The organism is Streptomyces sp. NPDC041940 (assembly GCF_055589465.1).
In genome coordinates, this window is record NZ_JBVJBP010000003.1 from 292867 (window position 1) to 311014 (window position 18148).

15 protein-coding genes are annotated in these 18148 nt (G+C 72.7%); 2 read left to right on the forward strand and 13 right to left on the reverse strand.

Annotated elements, in window-relative coordinates; translation table 11 throughout:
* Position 1 precedes the first annotated feature (1 nt).
* From ACZ6I3_RS08620 to ACZ6I3_RS08655, 8 genes are all read right to left on the reverse strand, one after another.
* On the reverse strand, positions 2-646 hold the full coding sequence (locus ACZ6I3_RS08620; protein WP_469412894.1) for a response regulator: 645 nt from the start codon (positions 644-646) through the stop codon (positions 2-4).
* Positions 634-1836 carry a sensor histidine kinase gene (locus ACZ6I3_RS08625; protein ID WP_469412896.1) on the reverse strand — a complete coding sequence of 401 codons (1203 nt, stop codon included), beginning with the start codon at positions 1834-1836 and terminating at the stop codon, positions 634-636. The genes ACZ6I3_RS08620 and ACZ6I3_RS08625 overlap by 13 nt, the downstream gene beginning before the upstream one ends.
* Entirely contained in the window at positions 1833-2675 is an 843-nt protein-coding gene (locus ACZ6I3_RS08630) for an SDR family oxidoreductase (protein ID WP_469412898.1), read from the reverse strand. The genes ACZ6I3_RS08625 and ACZ6I3_RS08630 overlap by 4 nt, the downstream gene beginning before the upstream one ends.
* A 72-nt stretch (positions 2676-2747) precedes the next feature.
* Positions 2748-3935: an NAD(P)/FAD-dependent oxidoreductase gene (locus ACZ6I3_RS08635; protein ID WP_469412899.1), complete on the reverse strand. Its 1188-nt coding sequence runs from the start codon at positions 3933-3935 to the stop codon at positions 2748-2750.
* Entirely contained in the window at positions 3932-4129 is a 198-nt protein-coding gene (locus ACZ6I3_RS08640; protein WP_184599145.1) for a ferredoxin, read from the reverse strand. The genes ACZ6I3_RS08635 and ACZ6I3_RS08640 overlap by 4 nt, the downstream gene beginning before the upstream one ends.
* A 41-nt stretch (positions 4130-4170) precedes the next feature.
* Positions 4171-5412: a cytochrome P450 gene (locus ACZ6I3_RS08645; protein WP_469412900.1), complete on the reverse strand. Its 1242-nt coding sequence runs from the start codon at positions 5410-5412 to the stop codon at positions 4171-4173.
* Positions 5413-5553: 141 nt separating this feature from the next.
* Complete coding sequence (locus tag ACZ6I3_RS08650; protein ID WP_469412902.1) at positions 5554-5931, reverse strand: hypothetical protein; 378 nt, start codon at positions 5929-5931, stop codon at positions 5554-5556.
* Positions 5932-6104: 173 nt separating this feature from the next.
* A complete protein-coding gene (locus tag ACZ6I3_RS08655; RefSeq protein ID WP_469412903.1) occupies positions 6105-7589 on the reverse strand; it encodes an MFS transporter in 1485 nt (494 codons plus the stop codon).
* Between the two features lie 118 nt (positions 7590-7707).
* Here ACZ6I3_RS08655 and ACZ6I3_RS08660 point away from each other — a divergent pair, with 118 nt between their 5' ends.
* The gene (locus ACZ6I3_RS08660; RefSeq protein WP_469412905.1) at positions 7708-8235 is read left to right on the forward strand and encodes a MarR family winged helix-turn-helix transcriptional regulator; all 528 of its coding nucleotides are present in this window, start codon (positions 7708-7710) and stop codon (positions 8233-8235) included.
* Between the two features lie 34 nt (positions 8236-8269).
* On the opposite strand, the gene ACZ6I3_RS08665 is transcribed toward ACZ6I3_RS08660, so the two are convergent.
* The 5 genes from ACZ6I3_RS08665 to ACZ6I3_RS08685 form a co-directional block, all read right to left on the reverse strand.
* Positions 8270-10678: a SpoIIE family protein phosphatase gene (locus tag ACZ6I3_RS08665; protein WP_469412907.1), complete on the reverse strand. Its 2409-nt coding sequence runs from the start codon at positions 10676-10678 to the stop codon at positions 8270-8272.
* Positions 10679-10794: 116 nt separating this feature from the next.
* Entirely contained in the window at positions 10795-12303 is a 1509-nt protein-coding gene (locus tag ACZ6I3_RS08670) for an aminobutyraldehyde dehydrogenase (RefSeq protein ID WP_469412908.1), read from the reverse strand.
* A 2-nt stretch (positions 12304-12305) separates the two neighbouring features.
* Positions 12306-13208 (reverse strand): 4-hydroxy-tetrahydrodipicolinate synthase, encoded by a 903-nt coding sequence (gene dapA, locus ACZ6I3_RS08675; RefSeq protein ID WP_469412910.1) that lies wholly within the window; start codon positions 13206-13208, stop codon positions 12306-12308.
* A 12-nt stretch (positions 13209-13220) separates the two neighbouring features.
* Positions 13221-14600, reverse strand: a complete 1380-nt coding sequence (locus tag ACZ6I3_RS08680; RefSeq protein WP_469412912.1) for an NAD(P)/FAD-dependent oxidoreductase — start codon at positions 14598-14600, stop codon at positions 13221-13223.
* Between the two features lie 83 nt (positions 14601-14683).
* On the reverse strand, positions 14684-16054 hold the full coding sequence (locus ACZ6I3_RS08685; protein WP_469412914.1) for an MFS transporter: 1371 nt from the start codon (positions 16052-16054) through the stop codon (positions 14684-14686).
* 274 nt (positions 16055-16328) lie between these two features.
* Here ACZ6I3_RS08685 and ACZ6I3_RS08690 point away from each other — a divergent pair, with 274 nt between their 5' ends.
* Positions 16329-18113: a helix-turn-helix domain-containing protein gene (locus ACZ6I3_RS08690; protein WP_469412916.1), complete on the forward strand. Its 1785-nt coding sequence runs from the start codon at positions 16329-16331 to the stop codon at positions 18111-18113.
* The last annotated feature ends 35 nt before the right edge of the window (positions 18114-18148 follow it).

Sequence of the window (18148 nt, forward strand, 5' to 3'; positions counted from 1 at the left end):
CTCACCGGCCGTTCAGACAGGCCAGTACCGCCAGCACCCTGCGGTGGCCGCTGTCGCTGGGCGGGAGGCCGAGCTTCAGGAACACGTTGCCGATGTGCTTGCTGACGGCGCGTTCGGTGACGACGAGGGTCTGCGCGATGGTGGTGTTGTCATGGCCCTCCGCCATCAGCTTCAGCACCTCGCGCTCGCGCGGCGTCAGCGAGTCCAGGGGAGAGTCGCGGCGCCGGGTGAGCAACTCCGTGACCACCTCCGGGTCCAGGGCCGTACCACCGCCCGCGACCCGGTCGAGCGCCTCCAGGAACTCGTCCACCCGGCCCACCCGGTCCTTGAGCAGATAGCCGACCCCGCTCGCCCCGCCGCCCAGCAACTCGGCGGCGTACGACTCCTCCACGTACTGCGAGAGCACCAGCACGGGCAGCCCGGGAATCCTCTCGCGAGCCTCCAGGGCGGCGCGCAGGCCCTCGTCCCGGAAGCCCGGCGGCATCCGGACGTCGAGCACGGCCACGTCCGGACGGTGTTCCAGCAGCGCCGGGAGGACCTCGGGGCCGGTGCCGGCGACGGCCGCCACCTCATGCCCGGCCGAGGTCAGCAGCAGCACGAGCCCTTCTCTGAGCAGGGCGTTGTCCTCGGCTATCACCACACGCACGGCAGCTCCACTTCGATCACGGTCGGCCCCCCGACGGGGCTGGTCACGGTCACGGTCCCGTCCAGGGCGGCGACGCGGCGGCGGATGCCCAGCAGCCCGGAACCGTCACCGGACTCGTCCGCGCCGCCCACGCCCTCGTCCCGGACGACGGCGCGCAGCCCGGTGCGCAGGCGTTCCAGGACGACCGACGCCCGGTCGGCGCTGCTGTACTTGGCGGCGTTGGTGAGCGCCTCCGCCACGGCGAAGTAGGTGGCCGCCTCGACCGCGGCCGGGGCCCGGACCCCCTCGCCCTCCAGGCCGTCCACCCGCACGGTCACCTCGAGCCCGCTGACCGCGGCCAGCGCCCGCACCGCACCGGCCAGGCCCCGGTCGGTGAGGACCGGCGGATGGATGCCGCGGACCACGTGCCGCAGCTCGGTCAGCGCCTCCTCGGCCTGGTCCTGCGCGCCCGCCAGCAGCCGGTGCGCGGCCCCCGGGTCACGGTCGTAGGCGCGTACCGCCAGCCCGATCCGCATGGACAGCGCCACCAGCCGGGCCTGCGCCCCGTCGTGCAGATCCCGCTCGATGCGGCGCAGTTCGGCCCCGTGCGCCGCGATCGCGTCCGTCCGGGTGGCGGCCAGCTCCTCGACCCGGGCGGCCAGTCGCGCCCTGGGCGAGGGCTTGAGCAGGGTCTCCGACCAGCCCGCCTCCACATCGGCGAGGCGGGTGATCAACGGCAGGACGAGCGCCGCACGGCGCCACAGCCCGCACCGCACGCCGTCGACGAGCAGTCCCAGCGGCCACAGGGGCAGCGCCAGGGCGAGCATGGCTCCGTAGACGTAGGAGGCCGCCATCCAGCGCAGGTCGGTCAGGGTGCCGGGGTCCCGGACCGCGATCCGCAGCCGCTCCCGCAGCGGGCCGGTGACCGGCTCGTACGCCTCGGGGATCTCCCGGCCCGTCCGGGCCGCCACCAGGCTGCGCTTCGCCCCGGCGATCCGGCGGATCAGCAGCACCGTCTCGGGCAGCAGCCACGCCCCCACGACGGAGACCGTGGCGATCGCCGTGATCAGCAGCACGGTGATGAACAGGTACAGGCCGAAGGCCAGCAGCGCGGCAACGAACAGGTGGAGCGTGGCCCGCCCGGCCTGCCGCAACTCCCCGCCCAGGTGGGGAGGGCCGGCGACCGGGCGGGCCGGTGGGGCCACCGTCATCCGGGGCGTCGCATGTGGCGGCGGATCCAGGCCGCCTGCCCGCCGTCGACGAGCAGATCGGTGCCGGTGACATACCGCGCCTCGGGGCCGGTGAGGAAGGCCACGGCGTCGGCGATCTCGCCCGGTGTGCCCGGGCGGCCCGCGCCGCACGCGTCGAGCATCCCGAGCATGTGCCCGTCGGCGTCCGAGTCGGCCTCCGCCTTCGCCATGGCGGTGGCGATGACTCCGGGGCTGAGGGTGTTGACGCGGGCGCCGAGCCGGTTCCAGGCGAGGGCGGCGGCCTGCACACGGACGTGGTTGGCGTGCTTGGCGAGGATGTAGGCGGCGGTCGCGTCGTCGCCGAGGGCCGTGACCGCGTCGAGCCCGAGCAGTTCCTCGGCGGGAGCCGTCGCCAGGGCGGCCTCGTCCTCGGCGCCGATCGAGGCCATGTGCCCGGCCAGACTGGCGACACAGACGAGCGAGGTGCCTCTGACGGCCACCTTCTCGAACGCCTCGATCACGTACACCGTGCCGAGCAGGTCCACATCGAGGATCCTGCGGACCGAGGCGGTCGCGGCGGCCACTCCGGCGGTGTGCACCACGGCGCTGATCCGCCCCTGCTCCGCCGCGACTCTCGCGAGTTCCTCGACCGAGGCACGGTCGGAGACGTCGGTCGGCACGCCCCGCACCGCGTATCCCTCGGCGCTCAGCTCCGCCACGACCTGATCGAGCCGTTCGCGCGAGTGGTCGGCGAGGATCAGCGTCCGCCCGCTGCCCAGACGGCGCGCTACCGCCGTTCCCATCCCGCCCGCTCCGGTGACGACGACCACGTCGCGCGGGTCGTCCGTACGGTTCTGCATTGCGCTCTCCTTCACTTGAAAGGGCGGGGGCGACAACGGGGCCGCCCCCGCCGGGAGTCGGGACACCTGGGGTCAGGCCGCCTCGGTGCCGGCGGCCGGAACGGCGTCGCTCCAGGCCGTCCCGCCCGCGATGGCCTGCCGCCAGCCGCGGACGGCCTTGGGCGGCATGCCGACCGCCAGGGCGCCGGTCAGCCGCTCGCCCGTGCGATAGGCGGCCACGAACCTGCGCTCGGCCAAGTCCCCGTCCACGACGGCGACTTCGTCGTGCCCGCGCAGATGGCCGTACGCCTGGATCCTCATGTCGTACTGGTCGGACCAGAAGTACGGCACCGGTGCGAACGGCCTGCGCGCATCCGGTGCGGCGAGCAGGTTGCGGGCGGCGGCCATGCCCTGCTCGGCGGCGTTCGTACGGTGCTCGATCCGCATCGACGTCCCGAACAGCGGGTTGTCCCAGCGGGCCACGTCACCGGCCGCGTACACCCCCGGCGCGGCCGCGCAGTACGCGTCGCAGAGCACCCCGTCGCCGACCGGGAGCCCGCTGCCCGCCAGCCACTCGGTGTTGGGCAGCGAGCCGATGGCGACCAGCACCTCGTCGGCCTCGACGAGTTCGCCGTCCGCGAGCCGTACGCCCCCGTCGGTCACCTCGGTCACGGTGACGCCGGTGCGCAGCCGCACGCCGTGGTCGAGGTGGGCCTGCGAGAGCACCTGGCCGACCTCGGTCCCGACGGCGTGCGCCAGCGGCACGGGAGCCGGTTCCAGCAGGGTCACCCGGGCGCCGAGACCCCAGGCCACCGCGGCGGCCTCGGCGCCGAGGAACCCGGCGCCCACCACGACCAGCCGGCAGCCCGGCCTCAGCCGCTCGCGCAGCGCGAGGGCGTCGTCCAGGGTGCGCAGCACATGGGCGCCGCCGGCACCGGGCAGCCGCCGGGGACGCACCCCGGTGGCCACGATCAGCCCGTCGTACGGCACGTGCTCCCCGTCGGCCAGACACACCGTACGGTCCGTCATGTCCAGCCCGGTCGCCGCCGCTCCCAGCCGCAGGTCGAGGCCGAGGGCGTCGAGGTCGGCCTGCGGGCGCAGCGGCAGCCGCTCGGTGCTCCAGTCGCCGGAGAGGATCTGCTTGGACAGCGGGGGACGGTCGTAGGGGGCCCGCGGCTCGTCACCGACGAGGGTGAGCGTGCCGTCGTAGCCCGACCGGCGCAGGGTCTCCGCCGCCGCGAGCCCGGCCGCGGAGGCGCCGACGACCACGACGCGCCTCACGACTCCACCAGCCGGATCGCGGCGGCCGGGCAGATCGCCACGGCCTCCTCCACCTCGCCGCGCAGTTCCTCGCCGGGCCGCTCCTCCAGCAGGATCGCGACACCGTCGTCGTCCCGCTGGTCGAAGACGTCAGGGGCGGCCATCACGCACTGCCCCGACGCCACGCACTTCGGTACGTCCAGTTCCACACGCATGCTTGTCATCTCTTGTTCCTTCAGTGGGGGAGGGAGGGGTGTCACCAGGCCACGGGCAGGCTGTGCACGCCGTAGGTGGTCCCGGTGTGGTCGAACTCCAGGTCCTCGACGGCCGCGTCCAGCCGCAGGGTCGGGACGCGGCGGTAGAGGGTGCCGTAGACGACCTGCAGCTCCAGGCGGGCCAGGTTCTGGCCCAGGCACTGGTGGGGGCCGTAGCCGAACGCCTGGTGGATACGGGCGGGGCGGGTGATGTCGAGGCGCCCGGCCTCGGGGAAGACCTGCGGGTCCCAGTTCGCGGCGTGCAGGTCGAAGATGATGCCGTCGCCCTTGCGGATGACGACGTCACCGATCTCGATGTCGTCCTTGGCGACCCTGCGTACGCCGGTCTGGACGATGGACAGATAGCGCAGCACCTCGTCCACCGCGTTCGCGACCAGCTTCGGGTCGTCGGTCTCGCGCAGCAGGGCCAGTTGGTCGGGGTGCTGGAGCAGGGCGAGGGTGCCGAGGCTGATCATCGTCGCGGTGGTCTCGTGACCGGCGATCAGCATCGCGACGCCCATGTGCACGGCCTCGGTGTGCGTCATCTCGCCGGCCTGGACGCGGCCGGCCATCTCCGACAGCACGTCGTCGTCCGGGTCGGCCGTCTTCGCCTGGATGAGGTTGTCCAGGTAGGCGGCCAGTGCGCCACTGGCCTTCCTGGCCTCCTCCGGTGCCGCCGAACCGTCCAGGACCAGGCTGCTGCTGCGCTGGAAGAAGTCGTGGTCCTCGTACGGCACTCCGAGCAGTTCGGCGATGACCAGTGACGGCACCGGCAGCGCGATCGCCTTGAGCAGATCGACCGGGTTGGGGCCGGCGAGCATCCGGTCGATCAGGTCGTCGACGATCTTCTGGACCGGCTCCCGCATCTTCTCGATCCGCTTGACCACGAACGGCCCGTTGACGGTCCGCCGCAGCCGTGTGTGCTCCGGGGCGTCCGTGTTGGTGATCAGCCGCGGTGTGATCGGCGCGATCTCCGCCCGGTGCGCGTTGACGTACGGGAAGCCGGGGTCGAGGTCGTCGTCGCTGACGCGGGAGTCGGGCAGCAGGGCCCGCTGGTCGGCGTGGCGGGTGACCAGCCACGGCGTGCTGCCGTTCCAGATCCGCACCTTGGTGATCGGCTTCTCGTCCCGCAGTTCCTGTGCGACCGGGGCCGGGGCCAGCGGGCACTGGGCCGCGCGCGGCAGCGGGTACTCGGGCAGCGGGCCGGTGGCGCCGGTGACGGGGCAGGACAGGGCATCGGACATGACGTCTCCTCAGTGGTGTGCAGTGGGGGAGGGGAAGAGATCGGGCATCGGTATGGAAGCGGAGCGGGCTGACAGCTTCCGGTCAGCTCCCTGATCTCAAGCTGACGTGACTCACGTCACTCGCCGGTGGGTCGCGGTGTCTCAGGCGTGGGCCGCGTTCCGGTAGCCGGCGACGATCCCGCCGGCCGCGCCGAGCGAGACCAGCCCCATGGCGGCAGCGGCGGCGATGCCCTTCACACCGTCCAGGGCGAAGTACATCGCCGCGGCCGCACCGCCGTTGAACAGGAACAGGAACCACAGCGTGCCGGGCCTGGACAGGAAGCCCTTGATCTTCGGCTTCTTCGCGAGCCGCAGACCGGTGACGAGCGCGACGGCGGACCCGGCGACGGTGGCCACGTCCTTCTGGGTGCCGTCGAGGACGGCGCCGGCACCCAGGGCGGCGCCGAGGCCGACGGTGAAGAAGCTCCAGAGGAGCAGGTCGGCGAGGAACGACTTGACGGTGGCGAGCAGCGAAGACATGGAGGTGCCTCTCGGGGTGGAATGCGGGGGAGGGAGGGGTGGGTTCGGTGTTTCCGGCCCGCTCACCACGATCCCGTCCGCCGTGTGCCGCGACGAGGGAGCGCGCTCCCGAACGGGGGGTGCAGCCTGCTGCACCACGGCCGTTCAGGGGCCGGCGCCGCAGCGGGCGCGCACTAGGAGCGCGCCCCGGAGATCTCCGTCGGTTCAGTGAGGGCTCCGGCCGGCTCGGCCGGTTCGTCGGCGGCCTGCCGGCGGGGGAGGAACGAGGCGAGGAAGAAGGCCAGAAGGGCGGCGCCGGCACCGATGGCCATGACCGTCTTGAAGCCGTTCTCGGAGGGCAGGGCGTGGCCCCCGAAGCCGGTGGTCATCTGCGCCAGGATGACGCCCGCGAGGGCACTGGCGAACGACGTTCCCATGGAGCGCATCAGGGTGTTGAGGCTGTTGGCCGCCGCCGTCTCGGAGGCCGGCACCGCGCCCATGATCAGGGCGGGCATGGCCCCGTAGGCGAAGCCGACACCGCCGCCGATGACACAGGCGACCAGGACGATGTGCCAGACCTCGGACATCAGCACCAGGCTCAGGCCGTAGCCGGCGGCCACGACGACCGCGCCGATCATCAGGGTGACCTTGGGGCCCTTGGCCTTGGTGAGACCGGCGGACACGGCGGACATGGCCATCATCACCAGCCCTTGCGGGGCCAGGATCAGACCGACGGCCAGCATGGACTTGCCCAGTCCGTAGCCGGTCTGCTCGGGCAGCTGGAGGACCTGCGGCAGGACGAGCGACATGGCGAACATCGAGAAGCCGAGCGCGACCGAGGCGAGGTTGGTGAACAGCACCTGGCGGCGGGCGGTGGTGCGAAGGTCCACCAGCGGCTGGGAGGTGCGCAGTTCGTACCGTCCCCACAGCAGGAAGACCAGCACCGCGGCGGCGAACAGACCCAGCGTCGTGCCGCTGGACCAGCCCCAGTCGCCGCCCTTGGAGACGGCCAGCAGCAGGGACACCAGCGCGGCGGACAGGCCGAGGGAGCCGAGCAGGTCGAAGCTGCCGCCGGTGCGGACCTTCGACTCGGGCACGATCAGCACCAGGAGCGCCAGGGCCACGACACCGAGCGCGGCGGAGATCCAGAACAGCATGTGCCAGTCGTAGCGGTCGGCGATGAAGGCTGCCGCGGGCAGGCCGAGGGCGCCGCCGACGCCCAGGGAGGCGCTCATCAGGGCGGTGGAGCCGGCGAGCCGCTCGGCGGGCAGGACGTCCCGCATGATGCTGATGCCGAGCGGGACGACGGCCGCCGCCAGGCCCTGGAGGGTCCGGCCGACGATCATCGGGACGAGCGAGTCGCTCAGGGCGCAGACGACCGAGCCGGACACCAGCAGCACGACGCTGACGAGCAGCATCCGGCGCTTGCCGAACATGTCACCGAGCCGGCCGACGACCGGAGTGGCGACGGCGGCGGCCAGCAGGGTGGCGGTGATCGCCCAGGCGGCGTTCGACGGCGAGGCGTTCAGGAATCTCGGCAGTTCGGGAACGATCGGGATGACCAGGGTCTGCATCAGCGAGACCACGATGCCGGCGAAGGCCAGTACCCCGACCATGGCGTTCGAGCTGGGCCGGGCGGACGATCCGCCCTTCGCGCGGCGGGCGAGGGGGTGGGACATGGAAGCCTCCGTGACGACGGGGAGTGAGGTTGCTTGACTTAGGCAAGCAGGTTTCCCTTGTCTAAGTCAAGCAACTTTTACATTGCTTAACTCAGGCAAATATGTCTACGCTGCGTGCATGCCCACAACGCGTCCAGTGGCGGAGCCCGCCTCGACGGCCCTGGCCGAGATCGAGCAAGCCCTCACCCGCATCACGTACCTGGCCGGCCGGACCCGGCAGCACGAGCGGCTGATGGCCGAGTCGGGACTGACCCTGGACCGGGCCGCCGCGACGATCCTGACGCACATCGCCGGGAGCGACCCGCCACGCCCCGGCGTGCTGGCCGCCCGGCTGTCGGTGGAGGCCTCCCACGTGACCCGGCAGCTGAGGCAGCTGGAGCGGGCCGGCTACGTCGTACGGATCCCCGACCCGGACGACCGGCGCGCCCAGCGCGTCCGGCTCACCGAGGCCGGCCTGGTCGCCGCCGAGCGCATGCGGGAGGTCCGCCGGCGGGGCATGGAGATGGCGCTGTCCGACTGGCCCGCCGGGGAGCTGAGGCAGCTCGCCGGGTTCCTCCGCCGGCTCCTCGACGACTTCGTCACGCACACCGAGAGCGCCCTCGACGCCGGAGCCCCGGCACACGACGCGGGGGAGCGGCGGACTTAGGGCTCCTTTCACTTAGGACACAGGACCGTCCGGGTCAGCCGGACATCTCGGCGGGCAGGGGCTGTTCCGCCCAGATCGTCTTGCCCGTGGGCGTCTGGCGGGTGCCCCAGCGGTCGGAGAGCTGGGCGACCAGGAGCAGTCCGCGTCCGCCCTCGTCGAAGACGCGGGCCCGGCGCAGGTGGGGTGCGGTGTTGCTGCCGTCGGACACCTCGCAGATGAGGGTCGAGTCGCGGATCAGCCGCAGCTCGATCGGGGCGCCGCCGTAGCGCAGGGCGTTGGTGACCAGTTCGCTGACGATCAGTTCCGTGGTGAACGCCGCCTCCGTCAGCCCCCAGGAGGCCAGCTGTCCGCCCGCCAGCTTGCGGGCCCGGGCCACGGCGGCGGGGTCCGGTGGCAGCTGCCAGGTGTGTACCTGCCCGGCGCCGAGCGCGGCGGTCCGGGCCAGCATCAGCACGATGTCGTCGGCGGAACGGCCCGCCAGCACGGTGTGCAGTACCTGGTCACAGGTCTCCTCCAGCGCCTCGGCGGGGCTGCTCAGCGCCTGGCGCAGCAGACCGAGCCCGACCTCGATGTCGTGGTCGGCGGCCTCGATCAGCCCGTCGGTGTAGAGGGCGAGCAGGCTGTTCTCCTCCAGTCGCACCTCGGCCGCCTCGAACGGCAGGCCGCCCAGGCCCAGTGGCGGCCCGGCCGGCAGGTCGAGGAAGCGCACCCGGCCGTCGGGCGTGACCAGCGCGGGCTGCGGATGCCCGGCGCGGGCCATGGCGCAGCGACGGGACACCGGGTCGTACACGGCGTACAGACAGGTCGCTCCGACCTGCCCCGACGCCTCCGCCGACCGCCCGCGCACCTCCGGTCCCTCTTCCCGGTCGAGCCTCAGGACGAGATCGTCCAGCTGGGTGAGCAGCTCGTCGGGGGCGAGATCGACATCCGCGAGCGTCCGTACGGCCGTCCGCAGCCGGCCCATCGTGGCCGAGGCGTGGATGCCGTGGCCCACCACGTCACCCACCACCAGGGCGACCCGGGCGCCGGACAGCGGGATCACGTCGAACCAGTCGCCGCCGATCTCCGCCCCGGAACCGGTCGGCAGATAGCGGTAGGCGACCTCCATCGCCGCCAGCTCCGGAGGCCGGTCGGGCAGCAGGCTGCGCTGGAGTGCCAGTGCCGTACGGCGTTCCCGGGTGTAGCGGCGGGCGTTGTCCACGCTCACCGCCGCCCTGGCGACGATCTCCTCCGCGAGCAGCAGGTCGTCCTCGCTGAACGGCTCCGGCGTCCGGTGCCGCAGGAAGTGCACCAGCCCCAGCGTCACCCCTCGGGCGCGCAGCGGGACCATCATCACCGAGTGGATCATGTGCTTGGCCACGGACTCCACGCGGGCGGGCGAGGACCTGATCCACTCCCGCATCCCCGGATCCCCCGGCCGGTGCCGGGTGCCCCGGCCGCCGACCAGCGTCCGCACCGGCAGCGTGCCCACGGGGTAGCGCATCGTCTCGCCGGAGGGGACCACCGACTCGGGGCAGCCCTCCAGCACCGAGCGCTGCGCGGTGCGCCGCACGGTGACCGGCGCGGCCGGCGGCAGCGGATCCGGCTCGTCGCCCAGGGCGACGGACTCCAGCAGGTCCACGGTGACGAAGTCCGCGAACCCGCTCACGGCCACCTCGGCCAGTTCGTCCGCCGTCCGGGCCACGTCCAGGGTGCTCCCGATGCGGAGACTGGCGTCGTTGAGCACCGCCAGCCGGCGGCGGGCCCAGGACTGCTCCGTGGTGTCGAACACGGTCGCGGACAGTCCCTGCACGGCGCCGGTCTCGTCCTTGAGCGGCGCCATGAACATCGACCAGGCATGCGTCCGGGTCTCCCCCGGGGCCCGGCCGTGCTCCTCGTGGAAGATCGTCTCGCCGGTGCGCAGGGCCTCCCGCTGGAGGCGGTCGTACTCGTCGAAGGGCCAGGCGGGCTGGATCTCCCACAGCGTCAGGCCCTTCATCTCCTCCTCGGTCCGGCCCATCACCTGCGCCATGGCCGCGTTGGCGGCCACCAGCCGGGCCTCGCGGTCGTAGACGGCCACCGGCACCGGGAGCTGGGAGAGCGTGAGGTCCCACAGGGGCACGGTCCCGTGCTCGCTCCGCCGCGCCGTGTGCGCCGGTGCGGCGCCGGTCACCAGCCAGAGCCGCCGGTGGCCGGCGTCCGTCAGGGGCGTGCCCTGCAGCCGGACCACGACACGGTCGCCGTCCCGGTGCCGGAGTGCCACCTCACCGGTCCACCGCTGCCCGTCGGCCACATGGCGCCGCGTGGATTCCGGGAGGTCGGCGGCGAGCAGTCCGCCGACGGCCCTGCCCACGACCTCGGCTGCGTCGTATCCGACCAGGCGGCGAGCGCCGTCGCTCCACACCATGATCGCCCCGCGGGCGTCGACGACGACCGCGAGATCCTCCGGTACGCGTCCCTCCACGGTGCCTCCGCAGGTGACCCCGACCTGATTCCTGCCCTTTCTGTTCGTGTCTGACCCGTATTCGGAGGCGGGTACCCCGTCAGGCCGCCCGCTATCGCGGCTGCCGGTGGGGTGGATCAGCGCTCGTGGTTGTGCATGACGTGCTTGGTGCGCGCATAGTCGTCCAGGGCGTAGACCGACAGGTCCCGGCCGTAGCCGGAGCCCTTGAACCCGCCCCAGGGGACCTCGCTCGCGAGCACGAGGTGGGAGTTGACCCAGACGGTTCCGAAGTCGAGGCGCGCGGCGACGGCGTGAGCGCGGCGGGCGTTCTCGGTCCAGACGGAGGCCGACAGTCCCAGGGGCACGTCGTTGGCGCGCCGGACCGCTTCCTCCTCGTCGCTGAACGTCTCGACCGTGATGACCGGGCCGAAGATCTCCTCGCGGGCGGCTTCGGCCCCCTCGGGGACGTCGGCCAGCACGGTCGGCGCCACGAAAAAGCCCGGCCCGTCCAGTGCCCCGCCTCCGGCCGCCACGCGGACGCCTTCGGCCTTGGCACGCTCCAGGAAGCCGGTGACCCGGTCGAAGTGGGCCCTGGAGACCATGGGACCGACCTCGATGTCCTCACCGGCGCGCGGTTCGCCGACCGCCAGGGTCCGGACCTCGCCGACGAGCCGCTCGGTGAACTCCCCGGCGATCGATTCGTGGACGAGGACGCGGCACGCGGCCCCGCATTCCTGGCCCGAGTTCCAGAAGCCCGCGACGCGCAGCGCCGACGCGGCGGCGGCCGGGTCGGCGTCCGGGAAGATCACGACCGGGGCCTTGCCGCCGAGTTCGAGATGCACCCGCTTCAGGCTGCCGGCGGCGGCCCGGGCCACCGCACGGCCGCTGGCGACCGAGCCGGTCAGTGCGATCATGTCCACGTCCGGGTGCTCGGCGAGCCGGGCTCCGGCGACCGCGCCGTGGCCGTTCACGACGTTCAGCACACCGGGCGGCAGCAGATCGGCGACGAGTTCGGCGAACTTCAGGGTGGTCAGCGGGGTCTGCTCGGACGGCTTGATGACCAGGGTGTTGCCGGCCGCGAGAACGGGCGCGAGCTTCCAGGCCGCCATGAGCAGCGGGTAGTTCCACGGCGTGATCACGCCGACCACGCCGAGCGGTTCCCGCAGGATGACCGACAGATGGTGCTCGGCGTACTCCCCGGCCGCCATGGAGGTGCTCGCGCGCACGGCCCCGGCCATGAAGCGGAAGGTGTCGATCGTCATCCCGACGTCGTCCCTGGACACCGCGAGGGGCTTGCCGGTGTTCGCCGACTCCAGCCGGGCCAGCAGGTCGGTGTGCCCGGCCAGCCGGTCCGCGACGGCGTGCAGCACCTCGGAGCGCTCCTTGGGGACCAGCCGGGCCCAGCGCTCCTTGCCCGCCACCGCGGCGGCGACCGCGCGGTCGATGTCCTCGGCGGTTCCCTCGGGAACCCGGGCGATGACCTCCTCCGTGCTCGGGTCGATGACGTCGATGAGCCGCTCGGGCGAGCCGTCGGGGAACGCGCCGTCGACGAAGTGCCGGGCCGGAGGGAGGTCGGCCGAGGTGATCAGGGGCGGTGCGTCCGCTGCGCGCCGGACCCCGGCTCCTGTGCGGTGGATGGTGGTCATGGTCAGTTGCCCCCTTCGGACAGCCGCGGAAGTTCCTGGACGAGAGCGGAGATCCGCGCGGTCGTGGCCGCGTCGAGGCCGAGCAGCGGCTCCCGGGGAGCTCCGGCCGGGAAACCGGTGGCGTCCAGAGCGGCCTTGATCGCCGGGATGAACGGCGCGGACATGATCGCGTCCATCAGCGGGTAGATCCGGGCCCACTCCGCCCGTGCCCGGCCCAGGTCGCCGGCTCGCAACGCGCGGTGGACCGAGACGAGTTCGGCCGGCATCACGTTCGCGGTCCCGGCCATCACACCGGCGGCGCCCTCGGAGACGGCGGTCAGCAGCAGGCTGTCCCAGCCGACGAAGGTGGAGATGACGTCGCCGTGGCGGTGGATCAGCTGCCCGGCCTGGGCCATGTCGGCGCTGGTGTCCTTGATGTACCGGATGTTGTCGACCTCGCGGGCGAGCTGCCCGACGGTGTCCGGCGAGAGGTTGACCCCGGTGGCGCCCGGCAGGTTGTAGAGCATGACCGGAATATCCACGGCGTCGGCGACCGTGCGCAGATAGCGCAGCGTCTCCTCCGGCGTGAGCGGCTCGTAGTACGGGGCGACGACCATGAGGACGGAGGCGCCGGCGGACTGGGCGTGCCGGGACAGCGCGACCGCTTCCCTGGTGCTCAGCGCGCCGGTCTGGGCGATCACGGGCACGCGCCCGGCCGTCTGGTCGATGACGGTCTCCACCAGGTGGCGGCGTTCCGCCCCGCTCAGCGCGGCGAACTCGCCGGTCGATCCGCAGGCGACGACGCCGTCGACCCCGCCGTCGACACTGCGGTCGACCAGGCGGCGCAACGTCTTCTCGTCGATCTCCCCGTCCGGCGCGAACGGGGTGGCCAGGGCGGTCAGGACACCGCTCAGCTGTGACGACATGCTGGAAACTCCTCAGGTGAGGCTGGGGGCGGGACGGGGGGCGGACTGCCGGTCGGTGGCCAGCAGGCTCTGTGCCTCCTGCGCGGCGGACAGACCGGTCTGGATCGCGGTCTCGGTGTAGAGGGTGCCGAGGTAGTCACCGGCCAGGAGGACCCTGCCGGTGCGGCGGGTCAGGGTCTGCTGGAGCTTCCCGCGGCCGGGGAAGCAGTAGGGCGCTCCGGTGGGCCAGCGCTGCACCTCGGCCTCGACGACCCGGTCGGCGAAGCCGGGCAGGACCTGGTCCAGGTCGTCGAGATAGATCTGGCGGATCTTGTCGTCGTCGTGCTGGAGCAGATCGCGCGCCAGGCTGCCCGGCGAGAAGGTCATGATGCTGCTGCCGGGCCGACGGTCGCGCTCGTAACCGTGCACGACGTTCGACATGTTCAGCGCGACGTTGAAGGACCGCTTCGGCGTCGCGATGCCGTAGGCGTCGTCCCAGACCTGGCGTCCGGTCTCGTCGCTGAGGAACGCCGCGCTCACATAGGGGCCGTAGACGATCTGCGACAGCGCCTCGCGGACGTCGCGGTCGAGGTCGACCGCGACGCGGTGACTGACGGTCGCGGGCGTGGCCAGGACCACGCAGCGTGCCTCGACCTCCCGCTCGGCGCCGTCCTGCCGGTAACGGACCACGACCGAGCCGTTCTTCCGCACGATCTCGTCGACGGTCGCGTTCAGCCGCACCCGGCCGGCCAGGGACGCGGCGATGCGCTCGGTGAGGGTGGACGGGCCGCCGAGGATGCTCTGCGAGAGACCGCCGCCGATGTTCCACACCAGGCTGAAGTAGCCGACGCCGGCGCCGGCCGAGAGCTGGTCGATGTCGGCGGCGGACCGGGTCACCGTCGGTTTGAACAGGGCCTCGGCGTCCTCGGGCAGGTCGCCGATGAAGTCCTTGAAGGACCGGTCGTTCATGAAGTCGTAGACGCGCTGCTGGCGTTGGGCCGGGCTCTCGCCCCGCCGCCGCTGCACGACCCGGGCGTAGCGGGCCACCGACAGGGCGACCTTGGCGCCCGCCCTGACCATGCCGACGCGTGCCGACATGGGCATCGGGATGCGGAACGGGTAGCTCTCCACCCGGCCCTTGAGCAGCAGCTTGCCGTTCATCGACAGCCCGGCGAGCGAGCCGGGCACCGGGACCGCGTCGACGCCGGTGCTGTTCAGCAGCCAGGTCGTCGCCGAGTTCCCGCCGGCGTAGACGTGCCCGCCCCAGTTGAGCCAGTACGGTCCGCGGCGCTCGGAGCGGATACGGCCGCCGACCCTGCCCTCCGACTCCAGCAGGAGTGTGTCCCAGTGCCGCAGGCGCCAGCCGGCGGCCAGTCCGGCGATGCCGCCGCCCACGATCACTACGTCCTTCATCGGTGCCCTCCAGCACGGTCGCGGGGTGAGGATGCGGGGCCCGCCCGGGCCCTCACCGGCTGGCGAGGGCCCGGGGCGGACGGTCAGGCGTTGGCGGGACGGCCGACGGGCCTGTCGCTCCGCGGTGTGAGCGCGGCGGCCTCGTGCAGGGCCATGCCGCGGGTCTCGGGCGCCCAGAAGACCGAGACGACGGCGCCGAGGAGGCTGATGGCGGCGGCCGCGAGCATGGTGCCGCCGACGCCCCAGCCGGTCAGGGCCATGGGGACGAGGTAGGTGCCGACGGCGGCTCCGATACGGCTGACCGAGGAGGCCAGGCCCACGGCGGAGCCCCGCACCTCCGTCGGGAACAGCTCGTTCGGGTAGATCCACTGGAGGATCTGGGTGCCGCCGATGATGACCGCGTACAGGGCGAACAGCGTCATGATCACGCCCGACGGGGCGTCGGGGAAGATGCCGAGCAGCAGCAGGGCCAGACCCGACCAGACGAAACTGTGGATGACCAGGGGTCGCCGGCCCATACGGTTCACGCCGAGCAGGGCGATCACACAGCCGATGAGGAACATCACGGTGATCATGGCTTCGCCGATGTTGGCGAGCCCGCCTTCCAGCTGGAGCGCGTCGAGGATCTTCGGGCCGAAGGCGTAGATCGCGAAGAGCGGCACGATGGAACAGGTCCAGAAGACGGAGATGTAGAGCATCCGCCCGCCGTAGCCGGACCGCAGGATCGCCTTGATGTCGACGTTCTCGCGCTCCTCCGCCTCGTCCGGCAGATCGGCGATCGTGACGTCCGGTCCGTAGACCTGCTTCAGGACGGCCTCGGCCTCCTCGGTGCGGCCCTTGTTCGCCAGCCAGCGCGGGGACTCGGGCGTTCCGTGGCGCAGCAGCACGATGATCGTGGCGGGCAGCGTGGCGCTGGCCAGCATCCACCGCCAGCCGTCGTCGCCGGCCGACAGCAGGAGTTCGCCCACGATGTAGGCGGTGGCGGCGCCGACGAACCACATGACGACCAGACCGCCCAGCAGCGGGCCCCGGTAGCGGCGCGGGGTGAACTCGGCCAGCAGCGACGTGGCGATGGGGTAGTCCGCGCCGACCGCCATGCCGATCAGCAGCCGCAGGACGAACAGCCACACCGGGTCGGAGGCCCAGAACTGGGCGACGGAGCAGACGATGATGGCGATCAGGTCGATGGTGTAGAGCAACTGCCGGCCGAACCGGTCCGTCAGCCAGCCGCCCAGGAACGCGCCCAGGAAGATCCCGATCAGCGCGGACGCGCCGATCAGCCCCTGGGCGGAGTCGGACAGGTCCAGTTGAGGCGTTATCTGCGTCATGGCGACGCCGATGATGCTCAGGACGTAGCCGTCGAGGAACGGGCCTCCGGAGGAGTACAGCGCGAGTTTCTTGTGGAAGCGCGACAGGGGCGCGTCATCCAGTCGGTTTCCTGCGGTCGGGGTCATCACAGCCTCCGGGAGCGGTTCCCGGACGTGCCTGTGCGAGGCTGCGTCCAGGAGGCCAGGTCGGGGTTGATGTGCGGTTGCCGAGGGCACGAGCGCCGTCCGGCGAGCGTGGTGGCTCGGGTCGCGGCGAACTCGCGGTGTCGTGGGGACGCCGGCAGCGTGGCGGCCGGATGGCAACGAAGTATGTGAAGACCGTGGGCCGCCAACAACGCCCGCATCGATTCCCCGGTCGCGGGGGTGTGTCCGAGTCGGAAGTTCGGCTACGGTTCCCGCCATGCCTGGCCGCCCCCGCGACGCCGTGCTCCTCACCGAGGACGAACGGACCGCGCTGCTGACATGGACCCGCAGCCGCAGCTGCTCACAGGCCCGTGCCCTGCGCGCGCGGATCGTGCTGGCGTGCGAGCGGGAGCCCACCAACACCGCCGTGGCCGAACACCTCGGCATCTCCCGCGACATGGTCGGCAAGTGGCGCGCCCGGTTCCTCGCCGACCGGCTGGCCGGCCTGGACGAGCGGCCCCGCGCCGGGCGGCCTCCCACGGCCGCTGACGACACCCTGGCGCACGTCCTCGTCCGCACGCTCACCCCACCGCCGGCCGGCGCCCGGCCGTTCTGGTCGACGCGTTCCATGGCGGCCGAGACCGGCCTGAGCCAGAGCACGGTGAGCCGCGTCTGGCGGACCTACGGCGTCCGGCCCGGGGCACGCGTCACGGCCGGGCCGCGCCAGGCGTGGTCCCTGCCGGACCGGGCCGGGGAGATGGTCGGCCTGTTCGTCGCCCCGCCGGTGTGCGTGCTGGCCGTGCGGGCCGGACGCGGCTCCTCGATGACCGCAGGACACCGGTTGTTCGGCCAGGACGGGGAAGCAGCCCACGTCCTGGCCGTGGCCTGCGGCTTCGCCGCGCTGCGGGGCGACGGGGACGCGCCCGGCGCGGGCCACGCGGCCCTGCACGCCTTCCTGGAGCAGGTGCGGTCCGCGCCCGGTGCCGGGGCAGCCGTCCATCTGCTCGCACACGGCGTACCGGAGGAGACGTACGCACACCTAGACCCCCAGGACCCGTCCGCGTCCCCGCGCCCACGCTGGCACCGTGCGCCCACCCCGGCGGCCTGGACCGAGGAGACCCGGCGCCTCCTCGCGGGCGACGGGTGCACTTCCCGGGAGGCCGCGCCCGGTCCGCACCGGCTCCGCGACGCGCTGCTCACCTGGTCCACCACCTGGACCCGCGCGGCCGCCCCCTTCTCCCGGGTCGCCGCACCACGCCCGTCGTACGACACTCCGGCGATCCGCGGCCGCGACCGTGACTCGAACACCTCGAAGACGCGCGCGGATCTCCTCGAAGAGACCCGGCCCACACCTTCCGACGCCCCGCCCGGTGCCCCCATCACGACCGATCCCGTCGTCGGCCTGCTGAGGGAAGCGGTCCTGGCCGGTGACCACCGGCCCGGCGAACGCGTCCGGGAGACACCGCTCGCGGCACGCCTCGGCCTCTCCCGCCGAGTCGTCCGCGCGGGTCTGCGGGCCCTGGCCGAGGAGGGCATGCTCGATCCGCTCCCGGGTGGCGCGACCGTCGTCCCGGGCCTCACGGCGAAGGACGTCCTCGACCTCTACGCGCTGCGCGCCAGCCTCGGCGCGCTGCTCATCCGCCGCGTCGCCATGCTCGGCTCCGAGCACCTAGCCCTCGCCTCAGCCGCTCTGGAGGAGGTCCGCGCCGCCGCCCGGGACAAGGACCACATCCGGCTGCGGGAGGTCGACCTGCGGTTTCAGGACGCCCTGGCCCGTACGGCCGACCTCCCGCAGGCGGCCCGTACCTTCGAGCACCTCACGGCCCGGCTGCGGATGTTCGTCACGATGCTGGACATGGACTACAGCCAGGCGTTCGACACCATCACCGACGAGGACACCGCCGTCCACGACGCCCTGCGCGACGCCGACGGGAACGAGGCGGCCCGGCTGTGGCGGGTCAAGATCGAACGCTGTGTCCGCTACATGATCGCCCAGCTCCCCGAGGACGACATCGCCCCGCACCTGTGGGCCACGCTGGCGGGCCGGCCCCGCCTGGGCTGAAACCCCAGGAATCCCGGGGAGCCTCGGGGACCCGG

What these genes read in the sequence shown, in the direction of transcription:
- ACZ6I3_RS08645 (WP_469412900.1), bottom strand. Translation starts at nt 5,412, where the DNA reads ATGTCCGATGCCCTGTCCTGCCCCGTCACCGGCGCCACCGGCCCGCTG.
- dapA (WP_469412910.1), bottom strand. Translation starts at nt 13,208, where the DNA reads ATGTCGTCACAGCTGAGCGGTGTCCTGACCGCCCTGGCCACCCCGTTC.
- ACZ6I3_RS08685 (WP_469412914.1), bottom strand. Translation starts at nt 16,054, where the DNA reads ATGACCCCGACCGCAGGAAACCGACTGGATGACGCGCCCCTGTCGCGC.
- ACZ6I3_RS08650 (WP_469412902.1), bottom strand. Translation starts at nt 5,931, where the DNA reads ATGTCTTCGCTGCTCGCCACCGTCAAGTCGTTCCTCGCCGACCTGCTC.
- ACZ6I3_RS08690 (WP_469412916.1), top strand. Translation starts at nt 16,329, where the DNA reads ATGCCTGGCCGCCCCCGCGACGCCGTGCTCCTCACCGAGGACGAACGG.
- ACZ6I3_RS08680 (WP_469412912.1), bottom strand. Translation starts at nt 14,600, where the DNA reads ATGAAGGACGTAGTGATCGTGGGCGGCGGCATCGCCGGACTGGCCGCC.
- ACZ6I3_RS08630 (WP_469412898.1), bottom strand. Translation starts at nt 2,675, where the DNA reads ATGCAGAACCGTACGGACGACCCGCGCGACGTGGTCGTCGTCACCGGA.
- ACZ6I3_RS08660 (WP_469412905.1), top strand. Translation starts at nt 7,708, where the DNA reads ATGCCCACAACGCGTCCAGTGGCGGAGCCCGCCTCGACGGCCCTGGCC.
- ACZ6I3_RS08655 (WP_469412903.1), bottom strand. Translation starts at nt 7,589, where the DNA reads ATGTCCCACCCCCTCGCCCGCCGCGCGAAGGGCGGATCGTCCGCCCGG.
- ACZ6I3_RS08670 (WP_469412908.1), bottom strand. Translation starts at nt 12,303, where the DNA reads ATGACCACCATCCACCGCACAGGAGCCGGGGTCCGGCGCGCAGCGGAC.
- ACZ6I3_RS08640 (WP_184599145.1), bottom strand. Translation starts at nt 4,129, where the DNA reads ATGCGTGTGGAACTGGACGTACCGAAGTGCGTGGCGTCGGGGCAGTGC.
- ACZ6I3_RS08625 (WP_469412896.1), bottom strand. Translation starts at nt 1,836, where the DNA reads ATGACGGTGGCCCCACCGGCCCGCCCGGTCGCCGGCCCTCCCCACCTG.